General features: G+C 69.7%; 17 protein-coding genes and 2 pseudogenes. 6 read left to right on the top strand and 13 right to left on the bottom strand.

Annotated elements, in window-relative coordinates:
- The first annotated feature begins 107 nt into the window (after positions 1 to 107).
- Both OG736_RS45470 and OG736_RS45465 read left to right on the top strand, forming a co-directional pair.
- Positions 108 to 3,551: a DNA polymerase III subunit alpha gene (locus tag OG736_RS45470; RefSeq protein ID WP_327188054.1), complete on the top strand. Its 3,444-nt coding sequence runs from the start codon at positions 108 to 110 to the stop codon at positions 3,549 to 3,551.
- A gap of 5 nt (positions 3,552 to 3,556) precedes the next feature.
- Complete coding sequence (locus tag OG736_RS45465; protein WP_327188322.1) at positions 3,557 to 4,882, top strand: DNA polymerase Y family protein; 1,326 nt, start codon at positions 3,557 to 3,559, stop codon at positions 4,880 to 4,882.
- Here the strand turns inward: OG736_RS45465 and OG736_RS45460 are convergent.
- Positions 4,797 to 5,459 (bottom strand): hypothetical protein, encoded by a 663-nt coding sequence (locus tag OG736_RS45460; protein ID WP_327188053.1) that lies wholly within the window; start codon positions 5,457 to 5,459, stop codon positions 4,797 to 4,799. The genes OG736_RS45465 and OG736_RS45460 overlap by 86 nt on opposite strands.
- A gap of 2 nt (positions 5,460 to 5,461) precedes the next feature.
- Complete coding sequence (locus tag OG736_RS45455; RefSeq protein ID WP_327188052.1) at positions 5,462 to 6,556, bottom strand: chymotrypsin family serine protease; 1,095 nt, start codon at positions 6,554 to 6,556, stop codon at positions 5,462 to 5,464.
- A gap of 239 nt (positions 6,557 to 6,795) precedes the next feature.
- Here OG736_RS45455 and OG736_RS45450 point away from each other — a divergent pair.
- Positions 6,796 to 7,051: pseudogene (locus OG736_RS45450) on the top strand (transposase); the annotation flags it as partial.
- Positions 7,052 to 7,145: 94 nt separating this feature from the next.
- Here the strand turns inward: OG736_RS45450 and OG736_RS45445 are convergent.
- A pseudogene (locus OG736_RS45445) lies at positions 7,146 to 7,875 on the bottom strand (SOS response-associated peptidase).
- A 34-nt stretch (positions 7,876 to 7,909) separates the two neighbouring features.
- On the bottom strand, positions 7,910 to 8,719 hold the full coding sequence (locus OG736_RS45440) for an IS5 family transposase (RefSeq protein ID WP_327188051.1): 810 nt from the start codon (positions 8,717 to 8,719) through the stop codon (positions 7,910 to 7,912).
- On the opposite strand from OG736_RS45440, the gene OG736_RS45435 reads away from it, so the two are divergent.
- Entirely contained in the window at positions 8,713 to 9,336 is a 624-nt protein-coding gene (locus OG736_RS45435) for a barstar family protein (protein WP_327188050.1), read from the top strand. The two genes, OG736_RS45440 and OG736_RS45435, sit on opposite strands and share 7 nt — an antisense overlap.
- Before the next feature lie 292 nt (positions 9,337 to 9,628).
- Here the strand turns inward: OG736_RS45435 and OG736_RS45430 are convergent, their stop codons facing one another.
- Positions 9,629 to 9,790 (bottom strand): hypothetical protein, encoded by a 162-nt coding sequence (locus OG736_RS45430; RefSeq protein WP_327188049.1) that lies wholly within the window; start codon positions 9,788 to 9,790, stop codon positions 9,629 to 9,631.
- Between the two features lie 133 nt (positions 9,791 to 9,923).
- Between OG736_RS45430 and OG736_RS45425 the strand changes: the two genes are divergently transcribed.
- Positions 9,924 to 10,649 (top strand): hypothetical protein, encoded by a 726-nt coding sequence (locus tag OG736_RS45425; RefSeq protein WP_327188048.1) that lies wholly within the window; start codon positions 9,924 to 9,926, stop codon positions 10,647 to 10,649.
- 30 nt (positions 10,650 to 10,679) lie between these two features.
- Here the strand turns inward: OG736_RS45425 and OG736_RS45420 are convergent, their stop codons facing one another.
- The 8 genes from OG736_RS45420 to OG736_RS45385 all read right to left on the bottom strand — a co-directional run bounded on the left by OG736_RS45420 (position 10,680) and on the right by OG736_RS45385 (position 18,742).
- Positions 10,680 to 11,150 carry a hypothetical protein gene (locus OG736_RS45420; RefSeq protein ID WP_327188047.1) on the bottom strand — a complete coding sequence of 157 codons (471 nt, stop codon included), beginning with the start codon at positions 11,148 to 11,150 and terminating at the stop codon, positions 10,680 to 10,682.
- A gap of 444 nt (positions 11,151 to 11,594) precedes the next feature.
- Positions 11,595 to 12,071: an NUDIX hydrolase gene (locus OG736_RS45415; protein WP_327188046.1), complete on the bottom strand. Its 477-nt coding sequence runs from the start codon at positions 12,069 to 12,071 to the stop codon at positions 11,595 to 11,597.
- Between the two features lie 31 nt (positions 12,072 to 12,102).
- Positions 12,103 to 13,722: a carbamoyltransferase family protein gene (locus tag OG736_RS45410; protein ID WP_327188045.1), complete on the bottom strand. Its 1,620-nt coding sequence runs from the start codon at positions 13,720 to 13,722 to the stop codon at positions 12,103 to 12,105.
- Positions 13,722 to 14,588 (bottom strand): AAA family ATPase, encoded by an 867-nt coding sequence (locus OG736_RS45405; RefSeq protein ID WP_327188044.1) that lies wholly within the window; start codon positions 14,586 to 14,588, stop codon positions 13,722 to 13,724. Before OG736_RS45405 ends, OG736_RS45410 begins: the two co-directional genes overlap by 1 nt.
- A gap of 2 nt (positions 14,589 to 14,590) precedes the next feature.
- On the bottom strand, positions 14,591 to 15,628 hold the full coding sequence (locus tag OG736_RS45400) for a Gfo/Idh/MocA family protein (RefSeq protein WP_327188043.1): 1,038 nt from the start codon (positions 15,626 to 15,628) through the stop codon (positions 14,591 to 14,593).
- Entirely contained in the window at positions 15,625 to 16,521 is an 897-nt protein-coding gene (locus OG736_RS45395; protein WP_327188042.1) for a sugar phosphate isomerase/epimerase family protein, read from the bottom strand. Before OG736_RS45395 ends, OG736_RS45400 begins: the two co-directional genes overlap by 4 nt.
- Positions 16,518 to 17,762: a methionine adenosyltransferase gene (locus OG736_RS45390; RefSeq protein WP_327188041.1), complete on the bottom strand. Its 1,245-nt coding sequence runs from the start codon at positions 17,760 to 17,762 to the stop codon at positions 16,518 to 16,520. Before OG736_RS45390 ends, OG736_RS45395 begins: the two co-directional genes overlap by 4 nt.
- Positions 17,753 to 18,742, bottom strand: a complete 990-nt coding sequence (locus OG736_RS45385; protein ID WP_327188040.1) for a glycosyltransferase family 2 protein — start codon at positions 18,740 to 18,742, stop codon at positions 17,753 to 17,755. Before OG736_RS45385 ends, OG736_RS45390 begins: the two co-directional genes overlap by 10 nt.
- A 175-nt stretch (positions 18,743 to 18,917) precedes the next feature.
- Between OG736_RS45385 and OG736_RS45380 the strand changes: the two genes are divergently transcribed.
- Positions 18,918 to 20,234, top strand: coding sequence for an NsdA family TPR-like regulatory protein (locus OG736_RS45380; RefSeq protein ID WP_327188039.1), 1,317 nt, complete (start codon positions 18,918 to 18,920; stop codon positions 20,232 to 20,234).
- Positions 20,235 to 20,237 lie beyond the last annotated feature (3 nt).

Raw genomic sequence — 20,237 nt, 5'->3', positions numbered from 1 at the left:
GCGGAGGGATGGCATCGATCCCTGCAATCGAACAGTTGCGCGATTAAGAGTTATGGTGGATACCTGGAGAGGTCACAGGTCAGGGAGGGACAAGCGAAAGGCTGGAGGTGTGGGGCCGTGGATTTACTCATCTGCACGTCGCGTCCGGCTACTCCGCCCGCTACGGCGCTTCTCTTCCCGCGGCCGTGGTCCAGCGGGCCGCTGAGCGTGGGATGACGACGCTCGCGCTAACCGACCGGGACACCATCGCGGGCACCGTCCGCTTCGCCAAGGCCGCTGCGGCCGCCGGCATCCGCCCCGTCTTCGGTGTCGATGTCGCTGTCGCCCCGCTGACCCCGCCGGACCCGTCTGCCGGACGGCCGCGTACGCCCGCACGTGGTGGCGCGCACGTGATTGAGCCGCCGTTGCGGATCACCCTGCTCGCGCAGAACGCGGCGGGGTGGGCGCGGCTGTGCCGCCTGGTGTCCGCCGCGCATGCCGAAGCCGACGGCGCGCTGACCGTCGTGTCCTGGCCTGCTATGCGCGAGTACGTCGGCGAGGACCTGGTGGTGCTACTCGGCCCTGCCTCCGAGCCGGTGCGTGCGCTGTCCGCGGGCCGCCCCGATGCCGCCGAGCGGCTGCTCGCGCCGTGGCGGGAGCTGGCCGGGGAGCGGCTGCGGCTGGAGGGCGTGTATCTGGGCGGTCAGGGCACCGGTGCGGGTTCGCTGCGGCTGGCCGCGCGCACCGTGGGTCTGGCCGATCAGCTCGGGGTGCGGGCGGTGCTGACGAACGCGGTCCGCTACGCCGATCCCGCACAGCACCGGCTGGCCGATGTCCTGGACGCAGCCCGTCTGCTGCGGCCCGTCGACCGGCGTCGGCTGGACGGTGGCGAGCGGTGGCTGAAGGACCCGGCCGCGATGACGGCGGTGGCCGAGCGGATTGCCCAGGCTGTGGGTGATGACCGGACCCGGGCCGAGCGGCTGCTGGCGGAGACCGAGACCACCGGACAGTCGTGCACGCTCACCCCGGCCGATCTGGGGCTGGGGCGGCCGCACTTTCCCGAACCGTCCGTCGTCGGCGCCACCGACGAGCGCGGTTCAGCGATGCGGCTGCTGCGACAGCGATGCGAGGCCGGCATGGTCGCCCGCGGCCTCGACCGCGATGAGCGCTCGCGACAGCAGCTCGAATACGAGCTGGACGTCATCGGCCGCCTGGCCTTCGAGGGCTACTTCCTGGCCGTGGCCCAAGTGGTCGCGGACACCCGAGCGCTCGGGATCCGGGTCGCCGCGCGCGGCTCCGGCGCCGGGAGCATGGTCAACCATTCGTTGTTCGTCGCCACCGCCAACCCCCTCGAGCACCGGCTCCTCTTCGAGCGCTTCCTCAGCGAGCGGCGTACGTCGCTGCCGGACATCGACCTCGACGTCGAGTCCGAGCGACGCCTGGAGGTGTACGACGCGATCATTGAGCGGTTCGGGAAGGAGCGGACCGCGGTCACCGGCATGCCCGAGACCTACCGGGCCCGGCACGCCTTGCGCGACACCGGGCTCGCCCTCGGCATCCCGCCGCAGGTCATCGGGGACGTCGCCAAGAGCTTCCCGCACCTCCGCGCCCGCGACATCCGCTCCGCCCTGGCCGAGCTCCCCGAACTGCGGCAGCTTGCGTCGCGGGCGGAGAAGTTCGGGCCGCTGTGGGAGCTTGCCGAGGGCCTGGACGCGCTGCCTCGCGGCTATGCCATGCATCCGTGCGGGGTGATCCTGTCGAACGCGGCGCTGCTGGACCGGCTGCCGGTGCAGCCGACGCCGGCCGGCTACGCGATGGTGCAGGCCGACAAGGAGGACGTCGAAGACCTCGGTCTGCTGAAACTCGACGTGCTGGGGGTACGCATGCAGTCGGCGATGGCGTACGCGGTCACAGAGATCCGCCGCACCACCGGCCGCGCGCTCGACCTCGACAATCCTGACCACGTCGACCTCAACGACCAGCGGGCCTTCGAGGTGATCCGGGCCTCCGACACCATCGGTCTCTTCCAGCTCGAGAGCCCCGGCCAGCAGGACCTGGTGGGCCGGCTGCAGCCCCGGCACATGCAGGACGTCGTCGCCGACATCTCACTGTTCCGTCCGGGGCCCGTGCAGGGCGGCATGCCCGCGCTCTACATCGCCGCCCGGCACGGCGCCGCCCCCAACTACCCGCACCCCGACCTGGAACCAGTACTCAACGACACCTACGGCGTCGTCATCTGGCACGAGCAGATCATCGCGATCCTCTCCCGGATGACCGGCTGCGACCGCGCCGCCGGCGACATCGCCCGCCGCGCCCTGGCCGACCCCGACCGCCTGCCGAAGGTCGAGACCTGGTTCCGCCGCACGGCCGGCGAACGCGGCTACACCAAGGACGTGCTGGACGAGGTGTGGGAGATCGTCTCCTCCTTCGGCGCGTACGGGTTCTGCCGCGCGCACGCGGTGGCCTTCGCCGTCCCCGCCCTGCAGTCCGCCTATCTGAAAGCGCACTTCCCGGCGTATCTGTACGCCGGGCTGCTGGAGCACGATCCGGGGATGTGGCCGCGCCGGGTCATCGTCGCCGACGCCCGCCGCCACAACGTGCCCGTCCTGCCCGTCGACGTCAACCACTCCCGCGCCCAGCACAGTGTCGAGCAGACCGAGCAGGGCTGGGCCGTGCGGCTCGCCTTCTCCAGCATCAAAGGCATCAGCGCGGCCGAGACCGCCCGCTTGATGGCCGGGCAGCCCTACACCGGCCTACAGGACCTGTGGCTGCGCGCCCGCCCGTCGCTGCCGCTCGCGCAGCGCCTGATCCGCATCGGCGCCCTCGAGGCCATCTCCCCCGGCCTGACCCGGCGGGACCTGCTGCTGCAGGCCACCGAGCTGCACCGGCAGTCCCGCAACCGCACCACCACCGACGGGCAGCTGCCGCTGGGCGGCGAACTGATGACCGCGACTCCGAGCGGCCTGCCCGACATGACCAGCCGCGACAAGCTCAGCGCCGAACTCGACACCCTCTCCATCGACGTGAGCCGGCATCTGATGGAGCACCACCACCGGCTGCTGCGCGAGCTCGGCGCGACCGACGCCGCCCACCTGCGCCGCATGGTGCCGGGGCAAAAGGTTCTCGTCGCAGGCGTGCGGGCCTCCACGCAGACCCCGCCGATCCCGTCCGGCAAGCGCGTCATCTTCACCACGCTCGAGGACGGCTCCGGCCTGGTCGACATCGCCTTCTTCGAAGACTCCCACGAGGCCTGCGCGCACACCGTGTTCCACTCCGGCCTGCTGCTGGTGCGCGGAACGGTCGAGGCCCGCGGCCCGCGCCGCACCGTCGTCGGCGAGATGGCCTGGGACCTGGACGAGGTCGCCGCCGCCCGCCGCGACCACGGCCCCCAGGCCGCCCTCGACCTCCTCGGCCAGACCGGCCCCGCCCCCACCCCGGCCCAGCCGCAGCGCACGCTCGCCGACGGCACCGCCGGGGCCCGGCTGCACCCCTACGCCGACCTCCAGCCCGCAGGCACCCGCTCCGCCGACCTGCGGCGGCTCGGCCACCGCTCCCAGGGAAGCGCAGGGTGACCGATATGAGCGGCCGCTGCATCCTCCACCTGCGCTTCGTCCTCCCGGCCGACCCGGACCCGGAACTTCCCGAGCGGCTGCGCCGTCTGCTGGAGGACTTCACGCCCCGCGTGCAACTGATCGAACCCGACATGGCCGTCCTCGATCTGACCGGCGCACTCCTCTACTGGAAGCGTGACGCCCGCAGCGTGACGGAGCTGGTCCAGTTGCGTGCGCTCGCCTTCTTTGGCCTGCGCAGTTCGGCGGGCGTGGCGCCGAACCGGATGCTCGCCGCGATGGCCTGCGCGCTCACCGGGCCCGGTCGGCGCACCGTCATTTACGACTCCCCCGAGGCGATCAGCGCCTTCCTGCGTCCCCGTCCCGTCCGGGAACTGCCCGGCGTAGGCGCGAAAGCGGCGGCCACCCTCACCGAGTACGGTCTGCACACCGTCGGCGACATCGCCGACGTCTCTCAGCTCACTCTTCAGCGCCTTCTTGGCGCTCGGGCGGGGCGTGCTCTGCACGAGCGCGCCCTCGGCCGCGACACCACGATCGTCGATCCCACCCCGGAGCAGGTGAGCATCAGTGCCGAGCACCGTTTCACCTGCGACGAACTCGATCCCGCCCAGCACCGGAGCGCCCTGCTCGCTCTCGCCGACCAGCTCGGCGCCTGCCTGCGCGACTCCGGCCAGATCGCCGCTGGGGTGACCTGCACCGTCCGCTACGCCGACCACAGCTCCACCCGCCGCGGCCGCACCCTGACCGAAGCCACCCACCACACCGTCCTGCTGGCCCGAGCGGCGTATGCGATCTATGAATCCCTCGGACTCCAGCGCGCCCGGGTCCGCAACATCACCCTGCGCGCCGACGCCCTACGTCCTGACGACCAGGCCACCCGTCAGCTCAGCCTCGACCAGCGGGACGACAAGCCCCTCGCAATCGAAGCCGTCGCCGACCGCGCCCGGGCCCGGTACGGACACAACGTGATCTATCCAGCGGCCCTTGCAGTCCACGCTTCCGGCCAGCGGTGGGTTCCAGCGAGGGTGCCTAGTGCTCTGGGCCGACCAGGCGATCCTTTGGGTGCCACCCCAGTCAGGCCTTCATCGCGCCAGTGGCGTTGCCAGCCGCTCCGAAACGAAACACACGGCATCGTCATCCCACCCGCGACGACGCCACCCGTCGCCCCCGCGACCCTCCAGGCTCGGGTCCTCGCCCAAACCGACGAGCCCAACAACAGGATCAAGACGACGAATGATCTGCAAGCCCTTAGCGCTCGCTGCTTGGCCGGCCGGCCTTCCGGTTCAGCCAGGGCGCGAATACCACTGCGGCCACAAAGGTCCCCGCCGCGCTGAGGGCCGCGGCAACGACCGGGAGCGTCGGGGGCTGCAGGATCACGTACAGCGGCGAACCGGGGACCACGAGCCCCCAGACGGCGAACGAGACGCAGGCCATAACTGTCTCGGCCACCGGCATTCCCTCCTCCTGCGTGCCGCGCTTGTCATCGGCGGGCTCGGACGGCTGGGAGGTCTGCGGGGCGGGGGCGGGTGATGCGATTGGCGGCAGGTTGTCGTTCGGGCCGCGGTTCTCCGGCTCTCCGTTGCGCTGAACTCTGGTGAACACGTATGTGACGTTGAGCGCCAGCGCGGTCGCGAGGATGCAGCCGCCGTAGAGCGCCCAGCGAAGAGGCACATAGGACGCCGCATCGTTGTCCTCCAGCACGCCGGTCAGCACACCGAGCACGGACGTGTACAGCACGACCACCTCGGTGGGCAGCGCCGCGACGAGGGCGTCCGAGGTGCCCGCACCGGCGGCCGCCGCCGCATCCGAGGGCCCGGTCCCTGCCGCCCAGGCCCTCGCTCTGCCCGACGTGTCGGCGGGGTCCGGGGAACGCCGACGGTGAGCGGTGACGGCGAGTGATCCGATGCTCATGGCTATGCCTCCCCCCAGAGAGTCACTTGAATCTGGAGCTTGCCGTTGGCCAGACACGAGCGCAGATCCTGGATGTACTGGTGGTCGAAGCGCCGCGGTGTCGTCCCCGCCCCGCCGACGAAGTGGCCGAGCACCGAGCCCTGGTGAGGACCGTCGGTGACCATCGCCAGGCTTCCGGAGTCGCCCCGTTGGAGCAGGCCTGATTGACCGAACTGCCACACGTTCAGCCACTGGCGTTGCGCGTCGCCGAGTTGGTTCAGCGCTCCGTTCACCGTTCCGTCCCGTCTGCCCGACGGTCCGCCGAAGACTGCTACTTCCGTCGTCACGTACGGCGGCCGCGGAGTCGGGGTGAGCCCTGTGTGGGTGACGCTCGCCACGGTGTCGTTCGGATCGTCCAGTACGACCACGGCGTAGTCGTAGCCTCCGGTAGCTCCGGCGCCCAGCGGATCCTGCCAGTCGACGACCGTACCGGTCACCCACTTCGGGCCTCCGGGGCCTGTGGCGCAGACATCGACCCGCTCGCCGGTAGCGGCGACGAGATGGCCTGCCGTGATGAAGGCAGGGCTGCCGCCGGCTCGACAGGTAACGCCGACGGTCGCGCTGGACACGGGGCGGCGGCCCGACACCTCGTCGGTCGGGTTCACCTGGCAGGCGGGTACTGGGCGGCCGGCCAGATCGATCAAGGTGTCGTCCGGGACCCCCCAGGACTCCAGCAGGTGGAGGAGCCGCGTGTCCCGCCAGGCGTCCCGCAGAGAAGGCAGCGAATAGCGCCCTGGGAGAGGGTCAAGGCCGTCGGATCGCACCTCGTCGTGATTCGCGACGACGAGGGGGTGAACCCAATGCTCATACCGCCCCGGCGAAGGGCTGCCCGACTTCTCGCTCGCCTTGTCGTGCGCCATCGCCGGAGGGTGAGACCATTTCCCGTGCATCGCCGCCGGAGAGGGCGTCCATCCCCCGAACGCGTCCGGAGCGCTTCCCACTCCCCAGACCAGCGGCTGGGCAGGGGGCTCGATGGATTCGAGATGGCGCCTGTATTCCGTGAGCAGCCGCTGCACCGTTAGGACCAGCTCTTGGTTGGTCTCGTCGCTCCACCACACAGGCACACCTCCCGTACGCAGGGTTCAGGGCTCAGGATGGGTCCGCTCGCCCTCACGTGCGGCTGATGTTGGCCCATTCGGGTGACCTCGCCCCGGCCCGGGCCTGCGTCGTCCGAGCGGACAGCCCCGCCGACCTGAGGCATCTCGAAAGCCTGCTGCGGATTCCTCGGCCGCGGACGCGGCACCTCCAGCAACTCCGCGGCCCAGCTCCTCGTCGGCAATCTCAGCCAGGGGGCCTCGTTTACCGAGGCTACGACTTCGACAAATACCGACGCCTGCTGTGAAAGCGGCATCAAACCGCTGATCGCTCGACGAGGTGTCGCCTGCGGTTCCGGGTTAGGGAAGGTGTGTTGGGTCGTAGAGCGCGCATTCGCCTGGCTGCAACAGTTCAAACGACTCCGCCTTCGCTACGAGTGACGCGCTGACTTCCATCAGGGCCTGCTGGAACTCGCCTGCAGCATCATCTGCCTCCGACGACTCCGGACGGCATTCTGAAACGATCAGTAGGGTCGGATCTCCGTCGTCGAGAGTCGTCGCACGTCATCCACCCTCCCAGTAACCCGGCGAACCTTCCCGGTCAGAGCACCAGCTAGCTGGTGGCCTCGTCGACGAGGTGCGGGTTGTTGTTGCGGACGTTGTTGACCATGGTGGAGACGGGACGTGCGTCGAGGTGGCCGCCCGCGGGCTGGCCGAGGAGGGCGCGCAGATCGTGGGGATCCTGGTGGGTGGGGTCGAGCCAGGTGGCGTAGTGGTCGGGGGTGAGGGCGAGCGGCATGCGGGGGTGGACGCGGCCGGCTGCGTCGGTGGCTTCGGTGGTGATGATGGTGCAGGTCATCAGCCAGGCGTCCGGGTCGTCGTCGTGTTTGACGGATGGGTCGCGCCAGTATTCGTACAGTCCGGCGAGTGCCATCACCTGGTCGTCCTCGGGGCTGATGAAGTAGGGCTGCTTGCGGACCTTGCCGGTGTCGGGGTCCTTGGCCTGCTGCCACTCGAAGAAGCCGTCGGCGGGCAGCAGGCAGCGGCGGCGGTGAATGCGCGGCGGAACGCGGGCTTTTCGTGCACTGTCTCGATCCGGGCGTTGATCATCCAGCGATCTTGACGTCCTTCGCCCACGACGGGACCAGCCCCCAGCGCAGAGGCCGCAGCTCCCGCTTCGCCGCCTGGAAGTCTTCCCTGTCGTCGCGGGGTGCGCGTTCGAGGACCGCCCACACGTCGTTGGTCGGGGCGACATTCCAGTTCGGCGGGAGCGTCTCCTTCGCGACCTGGAAGAGCGGCGCCAGCTCCTGCGGGCTGCGAGTCGATACGTATCGACCACACATACCGCCACTCTTGCACTAGGCCGTCTCTTCCGGATCACCTCGCGGCCCAGATGAGGATGCTCGCGAGGTGGAGTCCGGCGCGGTAGATCGTGACGGTTTTGTCGTATCGCGTGGCAAGACCGCGCCATTGCTTCAGCTTGTTGATGCAGCATTCCACGGTGTTGCGCTGCCTGTAGGCCGCCTTATCGAAGACAGGCGGGCGGCCGCCGTAGCGACCTCGACGTTTGCGGTTGGCGACTTGGTCAGCAGGCTGCGGAATGACGGCCCGGATCCCTCTTCTGCGCAGATGCTCGCGGATCGCACGCGAAGAGTAGGCCTTGTCGGCCAAGACCGCGGCGGGCCGAACTCGAGGCCGGCCACGTGGTCTTGGTGCGTCCCCCGCCTGTCCGGCGGAGAGTACGAAGGCCAGCGGTCGGCAGTTGCCGTCAGCAGCCAAGTGAACCTTGGTGGTGAGTCCTCCACGTGAGCGCCCCATAGCATGGTCAGCAGGCTCCCTGAGCTGCGCCCCATTGCTGCGGGCTCCGGCGGCGTGCTGATGTGCCCGAACGATGGTGGAGTCGACGGCAACGACCCATTCCAGGTTCTTCTCGGCGTCCGCCTGGGCCAGCAGAGCCGTGAACACCCGCTCCCAAGTGCCGTCGATCGCCCACTTCCGCAGACGGTTGTATGCGCCCTTCCATGAGCCGAACTCGCTGGGGAGGGCTTCCCAGGGCGAGCCTGTGCGGTACTTCCAGGCGATTGCGTTGATCACTTCTCGGTGATCACGCCATCGGCCGCCTCTGCGCGGCGTCCGGTCCGGCAAGAGCGGTTCGATCCTGGCCCACTGCACGTCAGTCAATGACACAGCAGAGCAACGAGCAGGGAATATCCACGATCCGGTTACCGGAAGTGCGTGCGAAGATCTCGGGCGTGACCACCCCAAGCCTTTCGCAGCCGACATCGCCCTGGGTCGTCTTCACGGCCGAGACGGACCCGTGGGTATCCGCCGAAGCGGCTGCGCTCCTGGAACGGGGCGGCCTCGTCTTCCGGCTGAATGCCCGAGACCTGCTCGAACCGGCCTCGCTGTTTCGTACCTTCGCGCGAGAGCTCTCGTTTCCTGGGGACTTCGGCTACAACTGGGACGCCCTCGTCGACTGCCTGCACGACTGGCACGGTCCCGGGCACGGAAAGAACGACGTTGCGATCTTGATCGACGACGCCGACGCACTACTCAGGGCTGACTTCCTGGGGTTGTTCGTCTCGGTGCTCTGCCAGGCGGCTTGGAAGGCGAACCTCCAGCTCGACGGTGACGGCGTTCCCCACGGGGACTGGCCGCCGTTCGCCCTGCACTTCGTACTCCTGCTGGAGCACACCCCACCGGCCGACTTCACCGAAGCCATTTGGAAGGGCAGGTGGGTGGATGTCAAGCTCACAGACGAACGGCTGACCGCCGCTCTGAACAGTACCTACTGGACCGACTAGCCGGTCATCGCATCCCCCGGACCGGCACCCGGACCTTGACCAGCAACGTGATCCCAAAGAGACGGCCTAGCCCGGTGCGGAGTGGCGTCGAACCGTGAGCGTGTGCCGCTGAAGGCTGATCAGCGGGCTGCTGCCCCCAGATGTCATCGATGTCGTCCAGACCTACAAAACGCAGAGTCGCCATCCAGCAGTCCAATCGTCAGTCCCACGAACTGATCGTCCAGCCGTATCGGGCCTAAAGGACCCCGCATGGAGCCGTAGACCTCGCGGAGCGCCTCCGGGTCCATCTTGATCAGGCCTGCTCGCCGCTGAGCGCCGCCTGAGCCGCTTGAACCTGGGTGTACCCGTCGAGGAACTCGTCCCCGAAGACCTCCGGGATGAAGTGCAGTTCACCCAGGGCGCCCAGGTTGGCGACGTGGGGTTCGGTACGGACAGCGAAGTCTTTTGTTGCCACGGGCGTGCCCTTGTCTCCCGCGCTACGCCCGGCCTAACACCAGTGGCGTGCCGGGCCAGGGTCGCGGCACCTGCCCGCGGGTGTATGACCGAAATGGTCCCGGCGAGGACATCCCGTGCGTCAAGATCGGGCCATGGACTTGCAGGGCGCAGGAGCTATCGCCGCAGCAGCCGTGGCGGCTGCCAGCATCCCAATCTCTACTCTCGTCGGACGCTGGCAGATGCGGGCAACGTTGAAAACGGCCGAAACCACATACAAAGCAGCAGTTGACACCGTAAAAGACCAGGCAGCAGCGGCACATTTTCAATGGAGGCGGGGCGTTCGACGAGACACCTATTCGGCATTCCTCCTCTCTGTCTCGCGCCACACGCAGCAGGGCTTTCAAGTTCTACACACAGGAAACAATGATCCGCTCGATGCCTCGACCGCCATTTCAGCAATGCCACCCCTGTACGACGACGTCATGGCGAAACTAGTCGTCGTGAAGCTGGAAGGCCCTCATCCAGTAGCGGATGCAGCGGCAGCAGTCGCCAACTCCGCCAAGAGCTGGCAGTTTGTGTGCAGGCGTCACGCCTTGTACCAGGAAGCTTACGCACACGCCATCCAACTCCGCACCGCACACGAGCGGGAGGTGGTCGAAATCCTGCGCACGGCAGACCGCGCTGACATCACCTCTGAAGACATGCGCGAGATATCGAATCTGAGCCATAGCATCGGACTCGATTACGCCCATCTCATGCGCCTATGCACCCGGCGAGTTTCAGAAGATCAGATCGATGAAGCCGAAACAAAACTAAACCACCGGACTGAAGATTTCCTCAGAGCAGCCCAAGCCGCATTGGACCTGAATAGCGATTGAGTCATGACCCGGAAGTAAAACCACGGATCGTCAACGCCCCAGACACAATGCGCGGCCGAGGAAGTTGTTCGGCCGCGTGCCCGGATGCCGCACGATGCTCGCGAACACGATCTGGCCGTCGACCTCGAACCGCAGCGCGTTACCCCAGCGCGCCCGGATGATGTGCGGGCGGGTTCCCTCGAGGACGTACCGCGTCGCCGGGTGGTCGCAGGTGATGACCCCTTGAAGGCCGTCTCGCCCCTCCTCAATGCGCCGGGCGATAGCAAGGCATCCGGCGAAACCGCTGATATACCTCAAATCCGGTGGAAACGGCCAGGCTGCGCGGAATGCTGCGGGCATGAGCATCCGTGACCGGCTTCGCAGGAAGCCCACACAGACCAGCACCTCGTCCACCTCGGCCGCCCCGGCGTCGACGAGCCAGCCGAGCTTCGACCCGACCCCGTACACCGACACGAGCCCCTCGTACGGCGGCCACAGCTCCCCGGCATCGCACTGCGACACCAGCAGCCACCACAGCTCGCCGAGCTGCGACAGCGGCAGCTACTGACCCCCGGAGACGGCAACGAGGCACCAGGGGGACCGCCCTGGGGCCTCGTCATGCCCGTACCCACCCAGAGTTCGGACCGCGCAGCCACACCATCGCATAGGGCGCGGGCACGTTCCTGCGACCCGCAGGCAGAGGCAAGGTTGGCGGCCACGACGGACCGCCATTGCTCATCAGTGATTTCCCCGGTGATGGCGGGGTGGACGCGGGCCGGAGCGAAGGCCGCGGCGGCGAGGGCACCGGCGGGCAGTCCGTGGGCCTGCTCGATCTCGTCGTCAGCGGGCCAGTGCCGCAGTACGCCGTCGACGTCGCAGAGCACGGCGGCGTACGGCACGGGAGAGCCGGCCGGGCAGTTCTCAGTCATGCCCGCCGTCTGCTCCGCCGCGCCGATCGGGGAACGCTCATCCGCTCAGGACGACGGGGCGCAGGGGTGCACCGTTTTCGAGGACGCCGGTGACCAGGTCGGCGAGACCGAGCGGGTAGACCGTCTCGGCCGTAGCGCGCAGCTCGGCGAGGAACCACCAGCGGTGCTCGCGGATGTTGTCGGGCTGTGTGGCGCCAGCCGGGTCGACGTCGGCCGCAGAGATGCGGGTAAGGAAATACTTCTCCACCTGCCGGACCTCGCGTCCGCCGACCAGGTGATCCTTGCTGCGCTCCGCGAGCTGTGCCCCCAGTTCGACCGCCTTGTCGTCGACACCGAGTTCTTCGCGCAGCTCACGGAGCGTTGCCGTGGCGTGGTCCTCTCCGTCTTCCAGGGAGCCGCCGGGCGTGGCCCAGAAGCCGCCGTTCTCGTCGTAGCGCAGCAGCAGGACGCGGTCGTCAGCGTCGAGGACGATGGCGCGGGCGGCTTCCCTCAGCGGCGGAGTGGAGGTCGTCATGCCCTCCAGTGTGGCAGCCCTCAAAGGGGGCTCAGGACCGCTCGACCAGGTATTCGCCAATGCACGCCGCGTCCAGGTCGCAGGCCTGGAATGTGGCGAGCGCGTGGGCGGGAGTCTCGACGATGGGCTCGCGGTCGTTGTAGCTGGTGTTCAGGACGACGGGCACTCCGGTGAGCTGGTAGAAGTGCTCGATCAGCGCCCCGTACGCGGGTGCGACGGCAGGATCGACGGTCTGCACGCGCGCGGTGCCGTCGATGTGCACGACTCCGGCGATCTTGTCGGCGTGGTCGGGGCGGACAGGCGGGGCGAGCAGCATGAACGGGCTGGGCACGTCCAGGTCGAACCATGTGCTCGCGTGGTCGGCGAGGACGGCCGGCGCGAATGGCCTAAACGGCTCCCGGTGCTTGATCCTCTCGTTGAGGGCGTCGGAGCTGTCGCGGGGGCGGGGATCGGCGAGGATGCTGCGCGCGCCCAGCGCGCGGGGCCCGAGCTCGCTGCCGCCCTGGAACCAGCCGATGATCTTCCCTTCAGCGATCATCTGGGCGGCCGTACGGGCGATGTCGCTCTCGCGCCGCCACGTGAAGGGCGTACGGCGGCGTTCGACGAGACCGGAGCGGGGGTCGCGGTGCAGGGCTTGTTCGATCTCCTCGCTGGTGTAGTCGCGGCCGAAGTAGTCGCTGTTCAGGGGACGTTTGGGGAGGTCGCCGGTGAGGCGGTGCCAGGCGTAGAGCGCGCAGCCGAGGGCCTGGCCGCGGTCGGATGCGGCGGGCGGGGCGAAATACCCTCCGACCCCAGGCAGGCGGCGGATCTTGTCGGCGGCGACGCAGTTGAGGGCGACCCCACCGGCGAAGCACAAGTCGGGCAGGCCGGTCGCGGCGATCGTCTGCGTGGCGAGTGCGCATAGGGCGCGCTCGGTCTGGTCCTGCAGGTAGGCGGCGGCGTTGGCGGCGAGGTCGCCTTGGCCGAGGCTGCCGTACGGACCGAAGTCGAAGCCGGTCCGCCTCGCGAGGTCGGCGACTCCGGGAGCGTGGGTGTGGGTGAGCCGTCCGTGGACCTGGGTGTCGACGACGTCGAACAGTGGGGCGCGGTAGAGGCCCGGGTCGCCGTACGAGGCGAGCGCCATGGTCTTGCCGGCTTCCTGCTCGTGCCAGCCGAAGTGGTTGGTGAAGGCCTCGTATGTCGCGCCCATCCCGGCCGCCCGGGGTCTGGTGGGCGGATTGCCGCCCAAACGCTCGATCCCGTCGGGGGTGGCGGCGTAGTAGGTCTCGGTGTCGTTGTTGTTGCCGCCGCCGTCGACGACCAGCACGGTCGCCGTCTCGTACGGGCTGAGGCAGTAGGCGGTGTAGGCGTGGCTGAGGTGGTGGTCGACCGGGAGGATCCGCTCGCGGTCGATGCCGAGGTGCGCGAGGCCGGTCTCGGTCCGGGTGGGTGGGGTGCGGCCGATGCCGCTGACGGCGACCAGGTCGACGTCGGCGAGCGTCAGACCGGCCGCGCGCAGGCAGTACAGGAGCGAGGCCTCGAAGCCGGGGCTGTATCGGGTGCGGTTGAGGCGTTCCTCGCCGATCGCGACCATCACGGTGTCGGTGATCAGGGCGGTGCCGCCGTCGTGACCGAGGTTGATGCCGACGACGCAGGGGGTGGCGCGGCTCATCAGGCGGCCCTCCTGTCGGAGGCGGCGAGCGGGTTCCACAGCCGGGTGTGTCCGGCCGGGTCACGGTGCAGGGCGCCGAGCTGGCAGAGCTGGACGGTGCCGCCGCGGTGGTCGATCGCCGGGGTGAAGGGGTGGCCGAGGGCTTCCAGTTCGCCGAGCTGGGTGTAGGCGTGGGCGAACTGCTCGTCCAGCGGCGGCCGCGGGGCGGGGGCGGTTTGGGAGGTGAGGCGCTGCGCGGTCTGCTCGAGTCCTGCGTCCGTGAGTACGCCGACGACCTGGGCGAGGACCGCTTCCGGCGTGGCGCCGTCGGTGTTGATGATCGCGGGTGGGGTCGGGCACAGCGTGGGGGCGATCTCGGTGTAGAAGGTGTGCAGCCGCTCCAGCAGGCCTTCGTCGAACCACTGCTTCCAGCGCGGCAGTTCGGCGACCTTCCCGCGGCGGGTCAGGCTCTGGTCGGGGCTGACCAGGAGGATCGCGGTGAGGACCGTCTCGGGGAGTTCGGGAGCGATGCGGCGGGCGTAGAAGTCACGCGCGACCGTGTAGGGCAGGGAGTCCTCGGCGTGGGTGGCGTAGCAGTAGGCCAGGGCGCCGAGGTGGTTGCGGTCGGCGATGAGCAGGCGGGTTGCCTCGTCGGTGACCAGGCGGCGTTCGGCGCGGGCCTTGTCGAGTTCGTGCCGCAGGAACCACAGGGTGTGTCCGGCCGGGCTGGGGTGCACAGGCGCGGCAAGTCCGGTGGCGAGGCGGGCGTTGGGCTCGGTGATCCACATCGCGTCGTCGCCGAGGGCGCACACCATGCGGGCGAGCAGGGATGTCTTGCCCGCTCCGGGCGGGCCGTCCAGAACCAGTACGGGAGCGTCGTGGGCCACGATCAGGCGTCCTTCCGTGTGCGGGCGTGGGGGCGGGCGAGGCCTGCCAGGGCGAGGGCGAGGTCCTCGACGCGTAGCGCGAGGTCGGCGCTGGTCGGCAGGTCGGCGGGGTGCTGCCCGCACAGGCGGGCGTCGACGGCCGCCCACATGGCGGCGAACGGGTCACCGAAGCCGCTGGTGGTGCCGTCGTCGGTGGTGAGCTGGGTGGTGGCGGCCGGCTCGTAGGGGCGGGCGAAGTCGATGGTGGCGGCCGCCGCCTGGTCGGCGAGGTGGATCTGCTCGCGGAAGACCCCGGCCGGTGTCGCACCGATGACCAGGGTGAACGGCTCCCCCGCGGGTCCGTGCAGGAGCGCGTGGACGGATTGCCCGGCCGGATCGAGGGTGCACGTGGTGGCGGTGATGCCGGGGACGGCAAGCACGAGTGCGGTCAGCAGGTGGTAGCCCTGCCACAGCAGAATCTGCAGGGCGGTTACCTGGTGCTCATCGAGGTGGTCGGGGACGGGCTGCGGCGGATCGTCGGCGAAGGTGTACGGCGTGAACCCGCGCGGGAGCAGGCGGCGGCGCGCGGCTTCGTCGACGCCGTCGGCCTTCACCAGCCATCCGCCGGCAGGCTCGGGCACGTGGGCGAGGGCCGTGTGCAGCGCCGGGTCGTGGGCGCGCATCGCGCCGACTTCCAGCAGCAGCCTGGTATCCCGGGCCCGGGCGGCGAGCTTGCGGGTGCGGATGACGTCCAGGCAGACGGGTTTCTCGGTGACGACGTGGACGCCGGCGTCGAGGGCCTCCTCGATGAGGTCCTCGTGCACGCCGGTGAGGACGACCAGCACGTCGGCGTCGGCCAGGAGGTCGCCCACCCGGGTTGCGGTGCGGGGAATAGCGAAGTGCTGCTGTGCGGTGCGGGCCCGTTGGGGGTCGCGGTCGGCGACGGAGATCACGTCGAACGCGGCGGAGGCCTTGAGTAGCGGGAGGTGGAGTCCGAAGGCGGCGGCGCCGCATCCGGCGACCGCGAGCCGCCAGGGACGGACGGTGGTGGTGGGGGTCATCGGGATGCCTCCGCGAGGGTCCAGCAGCGGGTGGCCGCGTGGTGGGACAGGCGGGCGATCTCCCCTGCGGGCAGCGCCCGCAGGTCGGGGTTGAACAGCTCCACCGACACCGGTCCGGCGTAGCCGGCCTGGGTGAGGGCGTCGGCGAACACCGTCCAATTCAGGGCGCCGTCTCCGGGTAACAGCCGTTGCGCGTCGGTGAGTTTGCCGATGGCACGGTCGGCGGGGGCATCGGCGATCTGCACGTGTGTGATGGCGGCCGGGCCGAGGCCGGTGATGTGGGCCGGGTCGGCGCCGGCGGCTGCCCAGTGGAAGGAGTCGACCAGCACGCCGACGCCCTCCGCGCACGTGTCGTGCAGCAACTCAGCCAGCTGAGGCAAGGTGCCTGCGACCGGGTGCGGGCCGTCCAGGTCGGCGGGCAGGCCTCCTTGGACGCTGACGGCCTCGACGGCGAGCCGGACCCCGTGCCCGGCGGCCGCGTCGGCGAGTTCGGCGATCCGCTCCCGGGCGACGGCCCGGGCCTGGATGGTGTCGAGTGGGGAGCGGGGGTTGAGCACGGTCGTGGCGACGGTGCAGCCCAGCGCGGCCATCGCCTGCAGCCGGCCGTCCAGCCCGTGGAGGCAGGTGCGGTAGGTGTCCGGGTCGACCAGCAGCGGCGCGGGCAGCACGGGCCCGGCCGGCAGGATGCCGCTCGCGGCCGCGACCGTGAGCCCGAGCTCCTGGAGCAGGTCGCGTAACGGGCCGATGCCATGGGCCTGGGTCTGCTGGATGGAGACTTCGACCGTGGGGAATCCGGCCCCCACGGCGACGGCGAGGAACTCTCGCAGCGGGAGGCCGGAGAGAGTGGCCGGGTTGAGGCAGGGCGCGAAGTCGTTGCTGAGGGCTGCGCTCATGCCGTGGCCAGTTTTCCGTCGAGCAGCTGCTCGCGCAGGGTGCCCAGGTCCTCCATGACGTCGGCGAGCACCCGGCGCACTCGGGAGGCGAGGATGGCGTTGGGGCCGGAGGTCTGCACGATCGCCTGCCAGGGGTCGGTCAGGTCCCGGCCGGACTGGGAGACCAGCGCGACCGCGCAGTCCAGTCCGGTCTCCTCGTGCAGCCGGCGCGCGGCTTCTGCGGCTGCCAGGTTGTACAGCTTGCCGACGTGGTAGACCGGGTTCTTGCCGGACACCCCTTCCGCGGACCAGGGCCGGAACATGCTGATCAGGCCGTTGGCCCGGTTGCCGCGTCCGACTACGCCCTCGTCGCCGGACTCGATGGAGGAGCCGGTCGCGGTCAGGTACAGCTCGGGCCGGGTGTCGACGTCGCGGGTGTTCACGGAAACCGTCACGTGATGCTCGGGCGCGATCGTCTGGGCGAGTTTGGCAATCAGGTCGCGGGCGCGGGCCCGGCGGGCGATGTAGGTCTCGAGGTCCGGGGTCTCGGCGGCGATCTGCGGCACACACGCGGTCAGCTGCACACGCGCGCCGTGGCGGACGACCATGACCTTGATGTCCGTGCCGTAGTAGGGGTGCTCGGTGTGAAACGCCTCGCCCGTCAGGTGCGCTTCGATGCCAACGGCGAGCTGTTCGCCGATGCCCAGGGGCCAGTAGGCAACGCCGGCGCTGCTGTCGTTGCTGAACATGCGGTGGCGTTCGGCGAGGTCGTCCAGGCTGCGCGGGGCGAACCAACGCTGGCGGGACGCCTCGCGCTCGGCGGAGTCCGGGGCGCTGACGGCGCCGGGGCTGGAGGCCTGGGTCAGCCGCGGCCGCACCTCCACCCACCGCGAGGTGTCGAGCAGTGGCAGCGCGCTCGCGAAGTAGTCGCGCGCCGCGGTGGTGACGATGTCGGCGACCGGGATGGTGTGGTCACCGAGAGCGGCGGTGATGCGTCCGTTGACCAGGACCTGGATGGGCGCGGTGAGCTCGCCGTGGCCGAAGCGCACGTTGGCGGCCCCGCCAAGCAAGCTGGTCTTGTCGGTGTTGTGGTGCAGGATCGCCCCGAACTCCTCGAGGCAGTAGCGGCTGTAGGCGCGGGAGATCGCCTCTGCGACGCCGTCGGCGAGGGTGTCGGGGTGACCGGCTCCCTTACGTTCGACGACCTCGACGCCGGTCAGAGCGGAGGCGGCGGACAGGCCCGTCGTGGTGATCACGTCCATGCGGGGGTCTCCTTCTTCGTGGTGTGCTGGGCGAGGGCGATGGGGCGGCGGCCCAGGAAGCGCAGGCGGCCGCGTTCGAGGTGGTAGGCGCCGATCCGGGCCAGGTCGCGGGCAGCCTCGACGGCGCGGGAGCGGTCCAGGAAGGTCCACCCGGCGGCCAGGTTGATGACCGCGGCGTGCACCGCTTGGCGGCCGGCCTGAATCGCGGCGGGCTCCACCGTCACGCTCAGGTGCATCCGGGCGACGCACACGCCGTGCCCGGCGCCCTGGCGGACGAAGTACCTGAGGGTCGTCTCCGGGCGGTAGACCGGGTGGGAGACGACCGCGGTCGGCTCGATCAGGGTCTGGTGGCCGGCCTGGCGGGCCCGGTCGATGAACTCGAGGTCCTCGCAGTCGCCCAACCACCGTCCCCGGCGTCCGAGGTCGGTTCTGAACAGTCCGATGTCCAGCGCGGTCTGACGGTGGAAGAGCAGATTGCAGCCGGTGACCCAGTACGGCCACAGGGCCAGTTCCCGGCCTTCGGGCCAGTCCACCGCGCCGTGGCACTCGCGCAGCGCCTTCGTCAGGGCCACGGACTGATCGCCCGGGTACTGCACGGTGGTGCGGCCGCCGACGGCGAAGACGTTCTCCTCTTCGATCGCGTCAACAAGGGCACGCAGCCAGCCGGGTTCGGGGGTGATGTCGGGGTCGGTGATGGCGATGTACCGGCCGCGGGCCGCGCAGATCCCGCGGTTGCGGCCCGCGCTCAGCCCGGGCGTCGGCTCGTACAGCACCCGCACGGGAAACGGCCAGTCACCGTCGCGTACCGCTTCCGCGACCGGCCGGACGGGACCGGGCAGGTCGTTGTCGACGACGACTGCTTCCATCTGTCCGCCGGGCAGCGTCTGCGCTGCCAGCGCATTTAGCAGGCTCCGTACGTTCGCAGTGTTTCCGCGGGCGCTGACGACCACGGAAACCAGCGGCGTATCCGTCTGTGCCATCGGTGCTCCTCTCCCCTCACGCTCCAGTGAGGTCCCGCTGCCGCGTGACGCGGCGTGAGAAGACGAGAATGGGCTCAACTGTTCGACTTAGTCGACTAGTTGGAGGGGGTCCCGCGGAGGTCCCGTCTCCACGAAGTAGTCACTGCCCATGTGCGCTGAGTGATTGGATGGAGGCGTGGAAGAGACCACCCGTCACCCGCTGGCCCTGGCGCGCCTCGCGCTCGGCATGACGATGGAGGAACTCGTCTCCGGAATTCGTGCCGCGGCCGCCCGGCGCGGTCTGCGCTCAGGCACGGACGAGGCGCGAGTGCGTAAATGGCAACGTGGCATCAAGCCCAACGAAGAATCCCAGATCTACATCGCCGAAGCGCTCGGCTGGCCCGCGGACATCGTCCGCGCCGACGACTGGCCGAACTGGCTGCCGCTCACCGCCGACGGCGTGGTCCCGCTCGGACCCCACAGTTCCGTGCCCGCCCTGAGAGAGGCCTTGCGAACAGCGATGGACCGCCGCACCTTCTTCACGATCTCCGGCGCCACCTTGTCCGCGCTGGCCGCGGACTGGGCCGCCGGCCCTACGAGCGCGCTCGCCCAGGCCCGCGACGGCAAACCAATCGGCGAGGACTTCGTCGCCTTCCTGGAGAACACCACCCAGCAACTCGCCAGTCACGCCACCGAGCAGCGACAGCACACCGCCACGCTGTTGGATGCCCACCTGTCCACGGTGACCCAACTACTCGAACACGGCCGCTACGCACCCGCCCTCGGGCTGCGTCTGCACACCCTGGCCGCCTCCCTGTCCCAGACTGTCGCCTGGCACCGCTTCGACCTGGGCCGCCACACCCACGCCAGCCAGAACTGGATCGCCGGTCTGCACAACGCCCACGCAGCCAGGGACCACGACATGGGCGCCGGCCTCCTGGGCGACCTCGCCTACCAGGCCGCATGGCGCAGCGACCACACCACCGCGGCAAACATCCTCAACTACGCCCTGACCCGCGCCCAGAACCCCGCCGCCCGCTGCCTGCTCCAGTTACGCCTCGCCCGCACCCTCGCTGCACAGGGCGACCTGAGCGAACGGCGCGCCGTGCTGCGTGCTCTTGCCGCGGCGGAGAAACACCTGGGCGCCGCCGGCGCCGACCGGCCCGCCTGGTGCGCCTGGGTATCCGAAGCCGATCTCGCCGTGGACTCCGGCCAGGCCCTCCTGGACCTCGGCGACATCGGCCGCGCTCACCGGCTGATTACCGAAGGCGAAGGCCTGCTGCCCCCGGCCCGGGACAAGACCCGCGGTGTGTTTCTCGCCTACCGTGCCGCGAGCTATCTCGATCTGAAGGAACCCGAGCCCGCCGCGGCCACCGCCACCGAATCCCTGCTCCTGGCACGTCGCATCGGAGCACCCCGCTGCGTGCAGCTCGTCAACGACCTTCTCCCCCGCTTCCAGCACTACCAGGACGCCCAGGGCGTTCCGGAACTCCTCCAGCTCGCTGCCGCATAGCAG

This window comes from Streptomyces sp. NBC_01334, assembly GCF_035983595.1.
Taxonomy (GTDB): Bacteria; Actinomycetota; Actinomycetes; order Streptomycetales; family Streptomycetaceae; genus Streptomyces; species Streptomyces coriariae.
This window is presented reverse-complemented; position numbering and strand designations above follow the sequence as displayed.